Source organism: Burkholderia sp. FERM BP-3421 (assembly GCF_028657905.1).
GTDB lineage: Bacteria > Pseudomonadota > Gammaproteobacteria > Burkholderiales > Burkholderiaceae > Burkholderia.
Window position 1 is genome coordinate 228954 of sequence record NZ_CP117782.1, and the last position, 17025, is coordinate 245978.

15 protein-coding genes are annotated in these 17025 nt (G+C 66.0%); all 15 read left to right on the forward strand.

The features are described 5' to 3' along the window. Window positions 1-325 precede the first annotated feature (325 nt). The 15 genes from gyrA to Bsp3421_RS17295 all read left to right on the forward strand — a co-directional run bounded on the left by gyrA (window position 326) and on the right by Bsp3421_RS17295 (window position 16887). Window positions 326-2929: a DNA gyrase subunit A gene (gene gyrA, locus Bsp3421_RS17225; protein WP_274001849.1), complete on the forward strand. Its 2604-nt coding sequence runs from the start codon at window positions 326-328 to the stop codon at window positions 2927-2929. 83 nt (window positions 2930-3012) lie between these two features. Further along, a complete protein-coding gene (locus Bsp3421_RS17230; protein ID WP_274004241.1) occupies window positions 3013-3615 on the forward strand; it encodes a DUF2059 domain-containing protein in 603 nt (200 codons plus the stop codon). A 158-nt stretch (window positions 3616-3773) separates the two neighbouring features. Continuing rightward, window positions 3774-4856 (forward strand): 3-phosphoserine/phosphohydroxythreonine transaminase, encoded by a 1083-nt coding sequence (gene serC, locus Bsp3421_RS17235; RefSeq protein ID WP_274001851.1) that lies wholly within the window; start codon window positions 3774-3776, stop codon window positions 4854-4856. 39 nt (window positions 4857-4895) lie between these two features. Then, window positions 4896-5978, forward strand: coding sequence for a prephenate dehydratase (gene pheA, locus Bsp3421_RS17240; RefSeq protein ID WP_274001852.1), 1083 nt, complete (start codon window positions 4896-4898; stop codon window positions 5976-5978). Between the two features lie 155 nt (window positions 5979-6133). Next, window positions 6134-7057 carry a prephenate dehydrogenase gene (locus tag Bsp3421_RS17245; protein WP_274001854.1) on the forward strand — a complete coding sequence of 308 codons (924 nt, stop codon included), beginning with the start codon at window positions 6134-6136 and terminating at the stop codon, window positions 7055-7057. Between the two features lie 20 nt (window positions 7058-7077). Next, window positions 7078-8382, forward strand: coding sequence for a 3-phosphoshikimate 1-carboxyvinyltransferase (gene aroA, locus Bsp3421_RS17250; protein WP_274001856.1), 1305 nt, complete (start codon window positions 7078-7080; stop codon window positions 8380-8382). A gap of 16 nt (window positions 8383-8398) precedes the next feature. Next, complete coding sequence (cmk, locus tag Bsp3421_RS17255) at window positions 8399-9085, forward strand: (d)CMP kinase (protein ID WP_274001857.1); 687 nt, start codon at window positions 8399-8401, stop codon at window positions 9083-9085. 126 nt (window positions 9086-9211) lie between these two features. Continuing rightward, a complete protein-coding gene (gene rpsA / locus Bsp3421_RS17260) occupies window positions 9212-10942 on the forward strand; it encodes a 30S ribosomal protein S1 (RefSeq protein WP_337995305.1) in 1731 nt (576 codons plus the stop codon). 22 nt (window positions 10943-10964) lie between these two features. Further along, a complete protein-coding gene (locus Bsp3421_RS17265; protein WP_274001861.1) occupies window positions 10965-11291 on the forward strand; it encodes an integration host factor subunit beta in 327 nt (108 codons plus the stop codon). A 214-nt stretch (window positions 11292-11505) separates the two neighbouring features. Beyond that, on the forward strand, window positions 11506-11799 hold the full coding sequence (locus Bsp3421_RS17270) for a LapA family protein (protein WP_274004242.1): 294 nt from the start codon (window positions 11506-11508) through the stop codon (window positions 11797-11799). A 57-nt stretch (window positions 11800-11856) separates the two neighbouring features. Continuing rightward, window positions 11857-13029, forward strand: coding sequence for a lipopolysaccharide assembly protein LapB (lapB, locus tag Bsp3421_RS17275; protein ID WP_274001864.1), 1173 nt, complete (start codon window positions 11857-11859; stop codon window positions 13027-13029). Window positions 13030-13105: 76 nt separating this feature from the next. Beyond that, on the forward strand, window positions 13106-14500 hold the full coding sequence (locus tag Bsp3421_RS17280) for a UDP-glucose dehydrogenase family protein (protein WP_274001865.1): 1395 nt from the start codon (window positions 13106-13108) through the stop codon (window positions 14498-14500). Further along, the gene (gene rfaE1 / locus Bsp3421_RS17285; protein ID WP_274001868.1) at window positions 14475-15446 is read left to right on the forward strand and encodes a D-glycero-beta-D-manno-heptose-7-phosphate kinase; all 972 of its coding nucleotides are present in this window, start codon (window positions 14475-14477) and stop codon (window positions 15444-15446) included. Before Bsp3421_RS17280 ends, rfaE1 begins: the two co-directional genes overlap by 26 nt. A 58-nt stretch (window positions 15447-15504) precedes the next feature. Next, window positions 15505-16497, forward strand: coding sequence for an ADP-glyceromanno-heptose 6-epimerase (gene rfaD / locus Bsp3421_RS17290; protein WP_274001871.1), 993 nt, complete (start codon window positions 15505-15507; stop codon window positions 16495-16497). Window positions 16498-16569: 72 nt separating this feature from the next. Further along, a complete protein-coding gene (locus Bsp3421_RS17295; RefSeq protein ID WP_274001873.1) occupies window positions 16570-16887 on the forward strand; it encodes a ComEA family DNA-binding protein in 318 nt (105 codons plus the stop codon). Window positions 16888-17025 lie beyond the last annotated feature (138 nt).

Here is a 17025-nt window from a genome sequence, read left to right on the forward strand (position 1 = left end):
AAATCCTCCCCACCCTAAGATCGCTCTCCTGAATGTGGTGCATGTGCAACACGGCCTTGCCGCAAGTTTCAGAAATTGTCAAGGACTGAACAAAAAATAGCGCGTGGGAACCCGTGCCGGCCGGATTGTGAATGAAAACGAAACAGATTCGATCGGATCCGCGGGGATGGGGGGACGGGGCGCGGCGCGCTTCCGCTATATGTATATAGAGGGGCGGGCGTTGGGGCGGATTTGGCGCATGCTAGAATCGCACGTTGCGTCGCGTTTTTAGCGGCGCTCACGCGAAAGGCGGTCCCGTCTTCGCTCCGAAAAGATACACGGATACATGGATCAATTCGCCAAAGAGACCCTGCCCACCTCCCTCGAGGAGGAAATGCGCAAGTCGTATCTCGATTACGCCATGAGCGTGATCGTCGGACGCGCCCTCCCGGACGTCCGTGATGGCTTGAAGCCTGTGCACCGGCGTGTGTTGTTCGCAATGCACGAACTCAACAACGACTGGAATCGCGCCTACAAGAAGTCGGCGCGTATCGTCGGCGACGTGATCGGTAAATACCATCCGCACGGTGACACCGCGGTGTACGACACGATCGTCCGGATGGCGCAGGATTTCTCGCTGCGCTACATGCTGGTCGACGGCCAGGGCAACTTCGGTTCGGTCGACGGCGACAACGCCGCCGCGATGCGTTATACCGAAATCCGCATGGCCAAGATCGGTCACGAGCTGCTCGCGGACATCGACAAGGAAACCGTCGACTTCGGGCCGAACTACGACGGCAGCGAGATGCAGCCGCTGATCCTGCCGGCGCGGATCCCGAACCTGCTGATCAACGGCTCGTCGGGGATCGCGGTCGGGATGGCGACCAACATCCCGCCGCACAACCTGAACGAAGTCGTCGACGCGTGCCAGCACCTGCTGCACAACCCGAAGGCGACCATCGACGAGCTGATCGAGATCATCCCCGCGCCCGATTTCCCGACGGCCGGCATCATCTACGGCGTCGCAGGCGTGCGCGATGGCTATCGCACCGGCCGCGGCCGGGTCGTGATGCGCGCGACCACCCATTTCGAGGAGATCGACCGCGGCCAGCGGATGGCGATCATCGTCGACGAGCTGCCGTACCAGGTGAACAAACGCTCGCTGCTCGAGCGGATCGCCGAATTGGTGAACGAGAAGAAGCTCGAGGGCATCTCGGACATCCGCGACGAATCCGACAAGAGCGGCATGCGCGTCGTGATCGAGCTGAAGCGCGGCGAAGTGCCCGAGGTGGTGCTGAACAACCTGTACAAGGCCACCCAGCTCCAGGACACGTTCGGCATGAACATGGTCGCGCTGGTCGACAACCAGCCGAAGCTGCTGAACCTCAAGGAAATCCTGCAGTGCTTCCTGTCGCACCGGCGCGAAGTGCTGACGCGGCGCACCATCTTCGAATTGCGCAAGGCGCGCGAGCGCGGCCACGTGCTCGAAGGCCTCGCGGTGGCGCTCGCCAACATCGACGAGTTCATCGCGATCATCAAGGCCGCGCCGACGCCGCCGATCGCGAAGCAGGAACTGATGATGCGCGCGTGGGATTCGTCGCTCGTGCGCGAGATGCTGACGCGCGCGGAGACCGAGAACGCCCTGGCGGGCGGTCGCGACGCCTATCGTCCGGAAAACCTGAGCCCCGCGTTCGGGATGCAGGGCGACGGCCTGTACAAGCTGTCGGACACGCAGGCGCAGGAAATCCTCCAGATGCGCCTGCAGCGTCTCACGGGCCTCGAGCAGGACAAGATCATCGGCGAGTATCGCGAGGTGATGGCGCAGATCGCCGACCTGCTCGATATCCTCGCGCGGCCGGAGCGGATCACCACGATGATCGGCGAGGAGCTGACGCAGGTGAAGGCCGAGTTCGGCGACGCGCGCCGCTCGAGGATCGAGCTGAACGCGACCGAACTGAACACCGAAGACCTGATCACGCCGCAGGACATGGTCGTGACCATGTCGCACGCGGGCTACGTGAAGTCGCAGCCGCTGTCCGAGTACCGTGCGCAAAAGCGCGGCGGTCGCGGCAAGCAGGCGACCCAGATGAAGGAAGACGACTGGATCGAGACGCTCTTCATCGCGAACACCCACGACTACATCCTGTGCTTCTCGAACCGCGGCCGCGTGTACTGGGTCAAGGTCTACGAGGTGCCGCAAGGTTCCCGTAATTCGCGCGGCCGCCCGATCGTCAATATGTTCCCGCTGCAGGACGGCGAGAAGATCAACGTCGTGCTGCCGGTGCGTGAATTCTCCGAGGACAAGTACGTGTTCATGACGACGGCGCTCGGCACCGTCAAGAAGACGCCGCTCGAAGCCTTCAGCCGTCCGCTCAAGAAGGGCATCATCGCGGTCGGCCTGGACGACGGCGACTACCTGATCGGCGCCGCGATCACCGACGGCGCGCATGACGTGATGCTGTTCTCCGATTCGGGCAAGGCGGTGCGCTTCGACGAGAACGACGTCCGGCCGATGGGCCGCGAGGCGCGCGGCGTGCGCGGCATGCAGCTCGAGGACGGGCAGCAGGTGATCGCGATGCTGGTGGCCGGCAGCGAGGAGCAGTCGGTGCTGACCGCGACCGAGAACGGTTTCGGCAAGCGCACGCCGATCACCGAATACACGCGCCACGGCCGCGGCACGAAGGGGATGATCGCGATCCAGACCTCGGAGCGCAACGGCAAGGTCGTCGCCGCGACGCTCGTCGATCCAGAGGATCAGATCATGCTGATCACCACGGCCGGCGTGCTGATCCGCACGCGCGTTTCGGAGATTCGCGAGATGGGCCGCGCGACGCAAGGTGTTACACTCATCAGCCTCGATGAAGGCACCAAGCTCTCGGGTCTGCAGCAGATCGCCGAAGCTTACGCCGAGGGCGACGCCGACGAAGCGTCGGAGGGCGACGACGCCTGATTCTGGTTGTAACGGCCGGCGGCGTCCACGCGAAGCGCAACGCCTCGGCTGGTAACAGTTCATATTTCCATGAGGGAGTGATGATGCAAAAACAATTCAAGCAACTGGCCCTGCTGGCAGCTCTGGTGCCGACTTTCGCAATGGCGCAGTCGCTGTCGAACCAGGCGCCGGCTGCGGCTCCGGCTGCTGCTGCTCCGATCGACGCCGACAAGAAGGCGGCGATCAAGGACCTGCTCGACGCGATCGACGCGCCGAAGCTCGTGTCGGCTATCGCCAACAGCGCTGAAATGCAGTCGAAGCAACTCGTGCCGGCGATCCTCTCGGACGCGCTGTCGGAGAACAAGACGCTGAACGACAAGCAGAAGCAGGCTGCCGTGCCGACGCTGCAGAAGAACACCGTGCCGAAGCTGGTCGACAACGCAGGCAAGGTGTTTGAAACCTCGCAGTTCTCGGGCGATGCGATGCAGGCTCAGTACGACGCGTACGCGAAGTACTACAGCACCTCGGAAATCAAGGACCTGACGACGTTCTACAAGAGCCCGACGGGCCGTAAGTTCATCCAGGTGCAGGATCAGGTCGGCCGCGACGTCGTGAACGGCCTGATGCAGAAGTACATGCCGCAAGCGATCAAGGCGACGCGCGACCAGGCCGACAAGGAAGTCGCAGCCGTCAAGCCGGGCAAGTAAGCACGTTGCGCCGGCCCGGGGCGCAGGCGCCCCGGGTTTGGCGGGTTCGATACGACAGTGCGATAATGGCCGTTTGCGCAAGTGCGCAAGCGGCCATTCCTTTTTCTGGCGCGGCTTTTGCCGGCGTGTGCCGGCCGCGTCCCTCAGAGGTTCTCACGATGCGCGTCTATAACTTCTCCGCCGGCCCCGCGGCGTTGCCCGAAGCGGTGCTGCGTCAGGCCGCCGACGAAATGCTCGACTGGAACGGCAGCGGCATGAGCGTGATGGAAATGAGCCATCGCGGCCGCGAGTTCATGTCGATCCACGAGGCGGCGCTCGCGGACCTGCGCGAGCTGCTCGCGGTGCCCGAGCACTACCGGATCCTGTTCCTGCAGGGCGGCGGGCTCGCCGAGAACGCGATCGTGCCGATGAACCTGCTCGGCGCGCGGCGCACGGCCGATTTCGTGATCACCGGTTCGTGGTCGCGCAAGTCGCTCAAGGAAGCGGAGAAATATTGCACGGCGCACGTCGCCGCGAGCGGCGAGACCGAGGCGGGCTTCACGCGCGCGCCGGCGTTCTCGACCTGGCGCCTGTCCGACGATCCCGCCTACGTGCACCTGTGCACGAACGAGACCATCGACGGCGTCGAGACCTTCGAGGTGCCCGATCTCGGCGACGTGCCGCTCGTCGCGGACGTGTCGTCGCACATTCTGTCGCGGCCGCTCGACGTCACGCGTTACGGCGCGTTGTTCGGTGGCGCGCAGAAGAACATCGGCATGGCCGGCGTGACGCTCGTGATCGTGCGCGAGGACCTGCTCGACCGCGCGTTGCCGATCTGCCCGTCGGCGTTCGAATGGAAGACGGTCGCCGAGAACAACTCGCTCTACAACACGCCGCCCACCTATGCGATCTACATCGCGGGCCTCGTGTTCAAGTGGCTGAAGGCGCAGGGCGGCCTGCCGGCCATCGAGGCGCGCAATCTCGAGAAATCGAAGCTGCTGTACGACACGATCGACGCGAGCAGCTTCTATCTGAACAAGGTCGAGCCGACGTCGCGTTCGCGCATGAACGTGCCGTTCTTCCTCGCCGATGAATCCCGCAACGAAGACTTCCTTGCCGGCGCGAAGGCGCGCGGGCTGCAGCAGCTGAAGGGCCACAAGTCCGTCGGCGGCATGCGGGCGTCGATCTACAACGCGGTGCCGTTCGAGGGCGTGCAGGCGCTCGTCGAATATATGAAGGAATTCGAAGCGCGCCACGCCTGAACGCCGGGCGGGCCGCTTCATCAGCACGGCTCTTAACGCATGGACGACGATCTCAATTCCCGCTTGAAACCCTTGCGCGAGCGCATCGACGAGATCGATGCGCAGCTCATCGCGCTGCTGAACCAGCGCGCCGCGGTCGCGCTCGAAGTCGGCGAGGTGAAGAAGCATTTCAACGCGCCCGTGTTCCGGCCCGAGCGCGAGCACCAGGTGATCACGCGCCTGCAGGACATGAGCGCGGGGCCGCTCGCGAGCGACCACATCAGCGCGATCTGGCGCGAGATCATGGCCGCGAGCCGCGATCTCGAACAGACGATCCACGTGGCCTTCCTCGGGCCGGTCGGCACGTACAGCGAGCAGGCGATGCTCGAATACTTCGGCCAGTCGATCGAAGGCTTGCCGTGTCCGTCGATCGACGAAGTGTTCCGGTCGGTCGAGGCGGGCGGCGCGTCGTTCGGCGTCGCGCCCGTGGAGAACTCGGCCGAGGGCGCGGTGTCGCGCACGCTCGACCTGCTGCTGCACACGCAATTGCTGATCGGGGGCGAGCTGTCGCTGCCGATCCACCACAACCTGTTGACGCAAACGGGCAGCCTCGACGGCGTGCGGCGCGTGTGCGCGCATGCGCAGGCGCTCGCGCAGTGCCAGCAATGGCTGTCGGCGAATGCGCCGCATCTGGAGCGGCAGGCGGTGGCGAGCAACGCCGAGGCGGCGCGCATCGCGGCCGACGATCCGAGCGTCGCGGCGATCGCCGGCGATCGCGCGGCCATTCATTACCGGCTGCAGATCGTCTACGCGCTGATCCAGGACGATCCGCACAACCGCACGCGCTTCGTCGTGCTCGGCCGCGAGCCGACCGGGCCGAGCGGCCATGACCAGACCTCGCTGATCGTCTCGGTGAAGAACGAGCCGGGCGCCGTGTTCAAGCTGCTCGAACCGCTCGCGCGGCACGGCGTGTCGATGACGCGCTTCGAGTCGCGGCCGGCGCGCGTCGGCACGTGGGAGTATTACTTCTACATCGATATAGAAGGGCATCGCGATGACGCGTCGGTCACGGCGGCGCTCACGGAGCTCGGCCGGAAAGCCGCGTTCCTGAAAGTCCTCGGCTCGTATCCGCGTGCCCGTTGAGGGCCGCTGCCGTGAGCGTCGCCCCATGACGGCGCGATCCGGTCCGTCGAGCCGCGCGTGGGCCGCCCTGGCGGCGCCGCGCGGCCCCGGGCGGCATCCCGCCCCTGATCCGCGCGCGCCGGGCTTGCCCGCGCGCGCATTACCTGGCGTCTGCCGTGTCTGGTTTCTCTTTCAATAAGCTGGTGATTTTCGGCGTCGGCCTGATCGGCGGCTCGCTCGCGCGCGCGCTGCGCGAACGCGCGGGCGCGGCGGGCGAGGTGGTGGGCGTCGGCCGTTCGCCCGCGTCGATCGCGCGCGCCTGTGAACTGGGCGTGATCGACCGCGGCGCGGCGCTGGACGACGACGCGCAGTTGCGCGACGCGTTGCGCGGCGCGGACCTGGTGCTGCTCGCGGCGCCGGTCGCGCAGACCGGGCCGATTCTCGCGCGCATCGCGCCGTTCCTCGAGCCGTCGACCCTCGTCACCGACGCGGGCAGCACGAAGTCGGACGTCGAGGCCGTGGCTCGCACGGCGCTCGGCGCGCGCATCGGCCAGTTCGTGCCGGGCCATCCGATCGCCGGGCGCGAATCGAGCGGCGTCGAGGCGGCCTTGCCTGATCTCTACGTCGGGCGCAACGTCGTGCTGTGCGCGTTGCCCGAGAATCCGCCCGCCGCGCGCGAGCGGATCGCCGCGATGTGGCAGGCCGCGGGCGCCGAGGTGCGGACGATGGACGCCGCGCAGCACGATCGCGTGTTCGCGGCGGTGAGCCATCTGCCGCACGTGCTGTCGTTCGCGCTGGTCGAGCAGATTCTCGGCGAGTCCGACGCCGAACTGAAGTTTTCATATGCCGCGGGCGGTTTCCGCGATTTCACGCGGATCGCGGCGTCGAGCCCCGAGATGTGGCGCGACGTGTGCGTCGCGAACCGCGTCGCGCTGCTTGACGAGCTCGACGCCTACGCGCGCGTGCTGGCGCGCCTGCGCGCGGCGATCGACGCCGGCGACGGCGCGGCGCTCGAGGCGGTGTTCGCGCGCTCGCGCGACGCCCGCACCGCATGGCAGGAGCGCGGCGGCCAAGCCGCGCCCGGTTCCGTTCAGTCTTAACAGGATCAACAGGATCACTCATGGATCATCTCGATCTCGGCCCATTCTCCCAGGCGTCCGGCACGGTGCGGCTACCCGGCTCGAAGAGCATTTCCAATCGCGTGCTGTTGCTGGCGGCGCTGGCGGAAGGCGAGACCACCATCACGAACCTGCTCGATTCCGACGACACGCGGGTGATGCTCGATGCGCTCGGCAAGCTCGGCGTGCGGCTTGCGCGCGACGGCGACACCTGTGTGGTGTCCGGCACGCGCGGCGCGTTCACCGCGCGCACGGCAGATCTGTTCCTCGGCAACGCGGGCACCGCGGTGCGGCCGCTGACGGCCGCGCTCGCGGTCAATGGCGGCGACTATCGCGTGCACGGGGTGCCGCGCATGCACGAGCGGCCGATCGGCGACCTCGTCGACGGCTTGCGCCAGATCGGCGCGCAGATCGACTACGAGGAGAACGATGGTTATCCGCCGCTGCGGATCCGGCCGGCGTCGATCTCGATCGATGCGCCGATCCGCGTGCGCGGCGACGTGTCGAGCCAGTTCCTGACCGCGCTGCTGATGACGCTGCCGCTCGTCAAGACGAAGGAGGGCGTGACGGTCGTCGAGGTCGACGGCGAATTGATCTCGAAGCCGTACATCGAGATCACGATCAAGCTGATGGCGCGCTTCGGCGTGACCGTCGAGCGCGACGGCTGGGCGCGCTTCACGGTGCCGGCCGGCGTGCGCTACCGCTCGCCCGGCCGGATCATGGTGGAAGGCGACGCGTCGTCGGCGTCCTATTTTCTCGCGGCCGGCGCGCTCGGCGGCGGTCCGCTGCGGGTCGAGGGCGTCGGCCGCGCGAGCATCCAGGGCGATGTCGGTTTCGCGAACGCGCTGATGCGGATGGGCGCGAACGTGTCGATGGGCGACGATTGGATCGAGGTGCGCGGGATCGGCCATGATCACGGCAAGCTCGCGCCGATCGACATGGATTTCAACCTGATCCCCGACGCCGCGATGACGATCGCCGTCGCGGCGCTGTTCGCGGGCGGCGCGAGCACGTTGCGCAACATCGCGAGCTGGCGCGTCAAGGAAACCGACCGCATCGCCGCGATGGCGACCGAGCTGCGCAAGGTCGGCGCGACCGTGGAGGAGGGCGAGGACTATCTGATCGTCAAGCCGCCTGCCGCGCTGACGCCGAACGCGGCGATCGACACCTACGACGATCACCGCATGGCGATGTGCTTCTCGCTCGTCAGCCTCGGCGGCGTGCCGGTGCGCATCAACGATCCGAAATGCGTCGGCAAGACGTTCCCCGATTATTTCGAGCGCTTCCTGGCGCTCGCCAAGGCTTGACGCCTGCATTGAACTGATGAAACCGAACCGTCCTTTTCACCCGACCCCAGTTATCACGATCGATGGCCCGACCGCGTCCGGCAAGGGCACGGTCGCCGCGCTCGTCGCCGCGCACTTGGGCTTCCACCTGCTCGACAGCGGCGCGCTGTACCGGCTGGCGGCCCTTGCGAGCCTGCGCTACGCGATCGAGCCGGATCAGCCGGACGCGCTCGCGAAGCTCGTCGACGACCTGCACATCACGTTCCGCGAGGGCTGCGCGCAGCTCGACGGTGTCGACGTGTCGGACGAGATCCGCGCGGAGGCGATCGGCAACCGGGCCTCGGCGATCGCCGTGCATGCGCCGGTGCGCGCCGCGCTGGTGGCGCGCCAGCGGGCGTTCCGCAAGCTGCCGGGGCTGGTCGCGGACGGCCGCGACATGGGCACGGTGATCTTCCCGGACGCCGGGCTCAAGGTGTTCCTGACCGCGAGCGTCGAGGCGCGCGCTGCCAGACGGCATAAGCAATTGATGCAAAAAGGTTTTTCTGCTAATATAGATGACTTGCTCCGGGATTTGCGTGAGCGCGACGCACGCGACAGCAATCGCGCCGCCGCGCCGCTCAAGCCCGCCGCAGACGCCAAGCCCCTCGACACCTCGGGCCTGACGATCGAGCAATCGGTCGAACAGGTCCTGGCGTGGCACCGGGCGCTGGGCCAGTCCGCCTGAAGGGCGGGCATGTCGTGGTGCCGCGTGCGCATTTGCGCGCGGCGTGTGTTGAACCCTTAACCCCGTATGGCATTTGCACCTGTTCTGACAGCCGGTCATTCCGCCCGGCGAGACGGTACGAAACCCATGCACATTCCGATTTTTATGTCCGACCTGCAAACCTCCACCCCGAATACCGAATCTTTCGCGGCTCTGTTCGAAGAGTCGCTGACCCGCCAAGACATGCGCGCCGGCGAAGTGATTTCCGCCGAAGTCGTGCGCGTCGACCACAACTTCGTGGTCGTGAACGCAGGCCTCAAGTCCGAGGCATACATTCCGATCGAGGAATTCCTGAACGATCAGGGCGAGGTTGAGGTTCAGGCGGGCGATTTCGTTTCCGTCGCGATCGACGCGCTGGAAAACGGCTACGGCGACACGATCCTGTCGCGCGACAAGGCGAAGCGTCTCGCTTCGTGGCTGTCGCTCGAGAAGGCGCTCGACAACAACGAACTGGTCACCGGCACCATCACCGGCAAGGTGAAGGGCGGCATGACCGTGATGGTCAACGGCATCCGCGCGTTCCTGCCGGGCTCGCTCGTCGACACGCGTCCCGTCAAGGACACGACGCCGTACGAAGGCAAGACCCTCGAATTCCGCGTGATCAAGCTCGACCGCAAGCGCAACAACGTCGTGCTGTCGCGTCGCGCAGTGATCGAAGCGACCCAAGGCGAAGAGCGCGCGAAGCTGCTCGAGACGCTGAAGGAAGGCGCGATCGTCAACGGCGTGGTCAAGAACATCACCGACTACGGCGCGTTCGTCGACCTCGGCGGCATCGACGGCCTGCTGCACATCACCGACATCGCATGGCGTCGTGTGCGCCACCCGAGCGAAGTTCTGTCGGTTGGCCAGGAAGTCACCGCGAAGATCCTCAAGTTCGACCAAGAGAAGAATCGCGTCTCGCTCGGCATCAAGCAACTGGGCGACGATCCGTGGGAAGGCATCTCGCGTCGTTACCCGTCGGGCACGCGCCTGTTCGGCAAGGTCACCAACATCACCGACTACGGCGCATTCGTCGAAGTGGAGTCGGGCATCGAAGGCCTGGTCCACGTGTCGGAAATGGACTGGACGAACAAGAACGTCGCCCCGTCGAAGGTTGTTCAGCTGGGCGACGAAGTCGAAGTCATGGTCCTCGAGATCGACGAAGACCGTCGTCGTATCAGCCTCGGCATGAAGCAATGCAAGCCGAATCCGTGGGATGACTTCAGCCGCAACTTCAAGAAGGGCGACAAGCTGACGGGCGCGATCAAGTCGATCACCGACTTCGGCGTGTTCATCGGCCTGCCGGGCGGCATCGACGGCCTGGTCCACCTGTCGGACCTGTCGTGGAGCGAAGCCGGCGAAGAAGCCGTCCGCAAGTACAAGAAGGGCGACGAAGTGGAAGCGATCGTGCTCGGCATCGACGTCGAGAAGGAACGCATTTCGCTGGGCATCAAGCAGCTCGAAGGCGACCCGTTCAGCAACTACGTTGCCATGAACGACAAGGGTTCGATCGTTGACGGCGTGGTGAAGTCGGTCGATGCGAAGGGCGCCGTGGTGACGCTGTCGGGTGAAGTCGAAGGCTATCTGCGCGCATCGGAAATCGCGCAAGATCGCGTTGAAGACGCTCGCAACGTGCTGAAGGAAGGCGACAAGGTCAACGCGATGGTGATCAACATCGATCGCAAGTCGCGCGGCATCAACCTGTCGATCAAGGCGAAGGATTCGGCCGAGCAGCAAGAAGCGATTCGCGGCCTGCAGTCCGACTCCAGCGCAGCGGCAACCGGCACGACGAACCTCGGCGCGCTGCTGAAGGCCAAGCTCGACGGCCAGAACCAGTAAGCCTTACGAGGTCTGCTGAAGTATGACCAAATCCGAGTTGGTCGCCCAGCTGGCAACGCGATTTCCGCAACTTGTCCTCAAGGATGCGGATTTCGCGGTGAAAACGATGCTCGATGCGATGTCCGATGCTCTATCGAAAGGGCATCGCATCGAAATTCGCGGCTTCGGCAGCTTCGGCTTGAATCGCCGCCCGGCCCGCGTGGGTCGCAACCCGAAGTCGGGTGAGAAGGTGCAGGTGCCCGAAAAGCACGTGCCGCACTTCAAGCCCGGCAAGGAATTGCGTGAGCGCGTCGATGGCCGCGTCGGCGAGCCGTTGAAGCAAGACGAAGACACCGACGACGATCTGTAAGCGTCGCCGGAGCCCTGCCGGCATGGCTGAAAGAAAGCGCCCTTCATGGGCGCTTTTTCATTGGGGCGTGGGCGCTTGCGCGCGGGTGTCGCGCACGCGCGGCCCGAACCCGTTCGCGCGCCCTCAAACGCTTCCTTTACAATACGGGTCACTTCGGCGCGGCGAAGGGGAGTCGCACGCGTCGCCGGCAAATCTCAGTCAAAGAGAGGGTTTCATGAAATTTATCGTCTGGTTGATCCGGGTGCTGGTGTTCGTGCTGTTGCTGGTGCTGGCACTCGCCAATACGCAAACCGCCACGCTGAATTTCCTCGCCGGCTACAACTGGCAAGCGCCGCTGATCCTGATCGGCCTCGCATTCTTCGGCGTCGGCCTGCTCGCCGGCCTGCTGTCCGCCGCGCCTTCGGTGTTGCGGATGCGCCTCGAGAACGGCCGCCTGAAGCGTGACCTGCGCAGCGCGCGGGAAACCCCGGTCGCCGTCGATCAGCCGCCGATGCCGCCCGTCATTTAACGACCCCGAGTCGCGCGCTTGCCGCGCGGCTTTCTTGTCTTCGCCTCGATACATCGCATGGATCTCGATTTCTGGTGGCTGCTGGCCATCCCCGTTGCCTTCGCGCTGGGCTGGGCCGCCTCGCGCTACGACCTCAACAAGCTGCTCTCCGAAGGCACGAACCTGCCGCGTTCGTATTTCCGTGGCCTGAATTTCCTGCTGAACGAGCAGCCGGACAAGGCGATCGACGCGTTCATCGAAGTGGCGCGGCTCGATCCGGAAACGGTCGAGCTGCACTTCGCGCTCGGCAATCTGTTCCGCCGCCGCGGCGAGACCGACCGGGCGATCCGCGTGCACCAGAACCTGCTGAGCCGCAACGATCTGCCGGCCAACGAGCGCGACCACGCGCTGTTCGAGCTGGGCCAGGATTTCCTGAAGGCCGGCCTGCTCGATCGCGCGGAGGAAACCTTGCACATGCTCGCGGACGGCAATTACGCGTTGGACGCGCAGCGCGCGCTGCTGGCCATCTATCAGATCGAGAAGGAGTGGAACAAGTCGATCGAGACCGCGCGGCGGATCGAGGCGATGAGCGACACGCTGCTCGGCGTCGAGATCGCGCATTTCCATTGCGAACTCGCGCAGGACGCGTTGCAGCGCAAGGAGGCCGGTGCGGCTGAAGAGCAGCTGCGTCTCGCGCTCGTCGCGAATCCGCAGAACGTGCGTGCGACGATCCTGTCCGGCGACGCGGCCGCCGCGTCGGGCGATGCGCGCGCGGCGATCGCGCACTGGCGTCGCGTCGAGGCGCAGAATGCGGCTTACCTGCCGCTCGTCGCGGAGAAGCTGATGAAGGCCTACGACGGGCTCGGCGAAGGCGCGCAGGGCGCCGAACTGCTCAAGGACTACGCGGAGCGCTATCCGTCGAACGACCTGCTCGACGTCGCGTACCAGTACATCCTGCAGCTGAGCGGCACCGAAGCGGCGCATGCGCTCGCGCGCACGCAGATGGAGAAGTCGCCGAACTTGTCGGGCATGCTGCACCTGCTCGACGCGCAGATCGCGAGCGCCGACGAGGCGCGGCGCAGCGAACTGGAAATGATGCGCGCGCTGATCAAGCAGCGCACCAAGAATTTGCCACGTTATACATGTCAGAATTGCGGTTTCCGGGCGCGCCTCTTCTACTGGCAATGCCCGGGATGCAGTGGTTGGGAAACCTACGCGCCGCGGCGCGTCGAGCCTGCTGTCCCCAATTGATCGCAGCTCGATGGGGGCGCATGGCGCTCCCGGCGGCGTGAACCGTCAACCACCGGAAAGATTCACCGGAACACTTATGAAAATCACCATCATCGGCACCGGCTACGTCGGTCTCGTCACCGGCGCGTGCCTCGCGGAAATCGGGCACGACGTGTTTTGCCTCGACGTCGATCCCCGCAAGATCGAGATCCTGAACACCGGCGGGATTCCGATCCACGAGCCGGGCTTGCAGGAAATCATCGCGCGCACCCGCGCGGCCGGGCGCATCACGTTCTCCACCGACGTGGAGGCGAGCGTCGCGCACGGCGAGATCCAGTTCATCGCGGTCGGCACGCCGCCCGACGAGGACGGCTCGGCCGATCTGCAATACGTGCTCGAGGCGGCGCGCAACATCGGCCGCTACATGACCGGCTACAAGGTGATCGTCGACAAGTCGACGGTGCCGGTCGGCACCGCGCAGCGCGTGCGTGGCGTGGTCGACGAGGCGCTGGACGCGCGCGGCCTCGCGGGCAGCGTCGCGCATCGCTTCTCGGTCGTGTCGAATCCCGAGTTCCTCAAGGAAGGCGCGGCGGTCGAGGACTTCATGCGGCCGGATCGCATCATCATCGGCGTCGACGCCGACGAATCCGGCACGCTGGCCGCGGAGAAGATGAAGAAGCTGTACGCGCCGTTCAACCGCAACCACGAGCGCACCATCTACATGGACGTGCGCTCGGCGGAGTTTGCGAAATACGCGGCGAACGCGATGCTCGCGACCCGCATCTCGTTCATGAACGAGATGTCGAACCTCGCGGATCGCGTCGGCGCGGACATCGAGGCGGTGCGGCGCGGCATCGGTTCCGATCCGCGGATCGGCTATCACTTCCTGTACGCCGGGGTGGGCTACGGCGGCTCGTGCTTCCCGAAGGACGTGCAGGCGCTGATCCGCACCGCGAGCGAGAACGGCCATCCGCTGCGCATCCTGGAGGCGGTCGAGGCGGTCAACCACGCGCAGAAGCACGTGCTGCTCGACAAGATCGAAGCGGTCCACGGCGCCGACCTGAGCGGGCGCAGCTTCGCGGTCTGGGGGCTGGCGTTCAAGCCGAACACCGACGACATGCGCGAGGCGCCGAGCCGGCGCCTGATCGCCGCGCTGCTCGAACGCGGCGCGACGGTGCGCGCGTACGATCCGGTCGCGCTCGAGGAGGCGCAGCGCGTCTTCGCGCTCGATTTCGGCGCTGATGCCGAGGCGCTGGCCCGGCTGCAATTGGTCGATTCGGCCGACGATGCGCTGGTCGGCGCGGACGCGCTTGTGATCGTCACCGAATGGAAGGAGTTCCGCAGTCCCGATTTCGCGCATCTCAAGTCGGTGCTGAAGACGCCGGTGATCTTCGACGGCCGCAATCTCTACGAACCGGATGCGATGGCTGAACTCGGCATCGACTATCACGCGATCGGGCGCCCCCATGTCGAACCTCAACTCGTCCGCTGAGACAAGCGGCGCACCCGCGCCCGCCGTATCCCGCGATCAACTCGCGCACTCGCGCGTGCTGATCGTCGGCGACGTGATGCTGGATCGCTACTGGTTCGGCAACGTGAACCGCATCTCGCCCGAAGCGCCGGTGCCGGTCGTGCACGTGCAGCGCCACGAGGAGCGGCTCGGCGGGGCGGCCAACGTCGCGCGCAATGCGGTGACGCTGGGCGGCCGGGCCGGCCTGCTGTGCGTGATCGGCAGCGACGAGCCGGGCGACCGGATCGTCGAGCTGCTCGGCGAGAGCGGCGTGACGGCGTATTTCGATCGCGACCGCGCGTTGCCGACCACGATCAAGCTGCGCGTGCTCGCGCAGCAGCAGCAGTTGCTGCGCGTGGACTTCGAGGCGTCGCCGACGCACGAAGTGCTGCTCGCGAGCCTCGCGCGTTTCGATGCGCTGCTGCCGTCGTACGACGTGGTCCTGATGTCGGATTACGCCAAGGGCGGCCTCACGCATGTGACGACGATGATCGACCGCGCGCGCGCGGCGGGCAAGCCGGTGCTGGTCGATCCGAAGGGCGCGGACTGGGCGCGCTATCGCGGCGCGTCGCTGATCACGCCGAATCGCGCGGAGCTGCGCGAGGTGGTCGGGCAATGGGTGTCGGAAGACGACCTGCGCGCGCGCGTGGCGCAGCTGCGCGCGTCGCTCGCGCTCGACGCGCTGCTGCTGACGCGCTCGGAAGAGGGGATGACGCTGTTTACCGACGCGGGCGAGCTGAACGCGCCGGCGCAGGCGCGCGAAGTGTTCGATGTGTCGGGCGCGGGCGACACCGTGATCGCCACGGTCGCCACGATGCTGGGCGCGGGCCTGTCGCTTGCGGACGCGGTGGTGCTGGCGAATCGCGCGGCGGGGATCGTGGTCGGCAAGCTCGGCACCGCGACCGTCGAATACGACGAATTGTTTTGACGACGTCGCGGCGCCCCGGGCGTTCGCCGACGGATTTTTCTTTTAGAGCAGGATGACCATGACCCTGATCGTCACCGGCGCGGCCGGTTTCATCGGCGCGAATCTCGTGAAGGCGCTGAACGAGCGCGGCGAAACGCGCATCATCGCCGTCGACAACCTGACTCGCGCCGACAAGTTCAAGAATCTCGTCGATTGCGAGATCGACGATTACCTCGACAAGACCGAATTCATCGAGCGTTTCGCGCGCGGCGATTTCGGCAAGGTGCGCGCCGTGTTCCATGAGGGCGCCTGTTCGGACACGATGGAAACCGACGGCCGCTACATGATGGACAACAACTTCCGTTACAGCCGCGCGGTGCTCGACACCTGCCTCGCGAACGGAACGCAGTTCCTGTATGCGTCGTCGGGCGCGACCTACGGCGGCTCGACGCGCTTCGTCGAGGAGCGCGAGGTCGAGGCGCCGCTCAACGTGTACGGCTATTCGAAGTTCCTGTTCGACCAGGTGATCCGCCGCGTGCTGCCGACCGCCAAGAGCCAGATCGCGGGCTTCCGCTACTTCAACGTGTACGGGCCGCGCGAGACGCACAAGGGCCGGATGGCGTCGGTCGCGTTCCACAACTTCAACCAGTTCCGCGCGGAAGGCAAGGTCAAGCTGTTCGGCGAGTACAACGGCTACGCGCCGGGCGAGCAGACCCGCGATTTCGTGTCGATCGAGGACGTCGTGAAGGTGAAACTGTTCTTCTTCGATCATCCGGAGAAGTCGGGCATCTTCAACCTCGGCACGGGCCGCGCGCAGCCGTTCAACGATGTCGCGACGAGCGTCGTCAACACGCTGCGCGTGCTCGACGGCAAGACGCCGCTCACGCTCGCCGAGCAGGTCGAGCAGGGGCTCATCGAATACATCCCGTTCCCCGACGCGCTGCGCGGCAAGTATCAGTGCTACACGCAGGCCGACCAGACGAAGCTGCGCGCGGCCGGCTACGACGCCGCGTTCCTGACGGTGCAGGAAGGCGTCGACCGTTACGTGCGTTGGCTGTCCGGCCAGGTGTAAGCGCGGCGCTTCCCTGCCTACACTGGGTCTCACGGTCGGCAGCCGCCGGCCGTTTTTTTCAGGGAGATCCAGATGTTCAAGAAGATCCTTGGCGCGGCCGTCGGGTTGGCCGTGGCCGCGCATGCGTGGGCGGCCGTCGATGTGAACACCGCGAGCGATGACGCGCTGCGCGGCATCCGGGGCGTGGGTCCGGCAAAGGCGCGCGCGATCATCGACGAACGGACCGCGCATGGCCCGTTCAAGGACGGGGCGGATCTGGCCCGGCGCGTAAAGGGCATGGGCGGCTCGACGGTCGAACGCCTGCAGGCCGAGGGCCTCACGATCGGCGCGGCGAAGCCTGCCGCCGCCGCGCCGCCGTCGAAAGCGGCCGGCGCACCCGCGCGAAAATAGTCCGGGCTGCAAAATATCGCCCACCAGGCTCCTTCAGCCGTCGTGCCGTGCGGCGACGGTTTGCCCGCGGTCCGCCGCGGGTTTTTTGCGTGTTCGTCGGCGTGCGTGCCCCTCGCGTCGATGGGGTGAAGCGCGCGC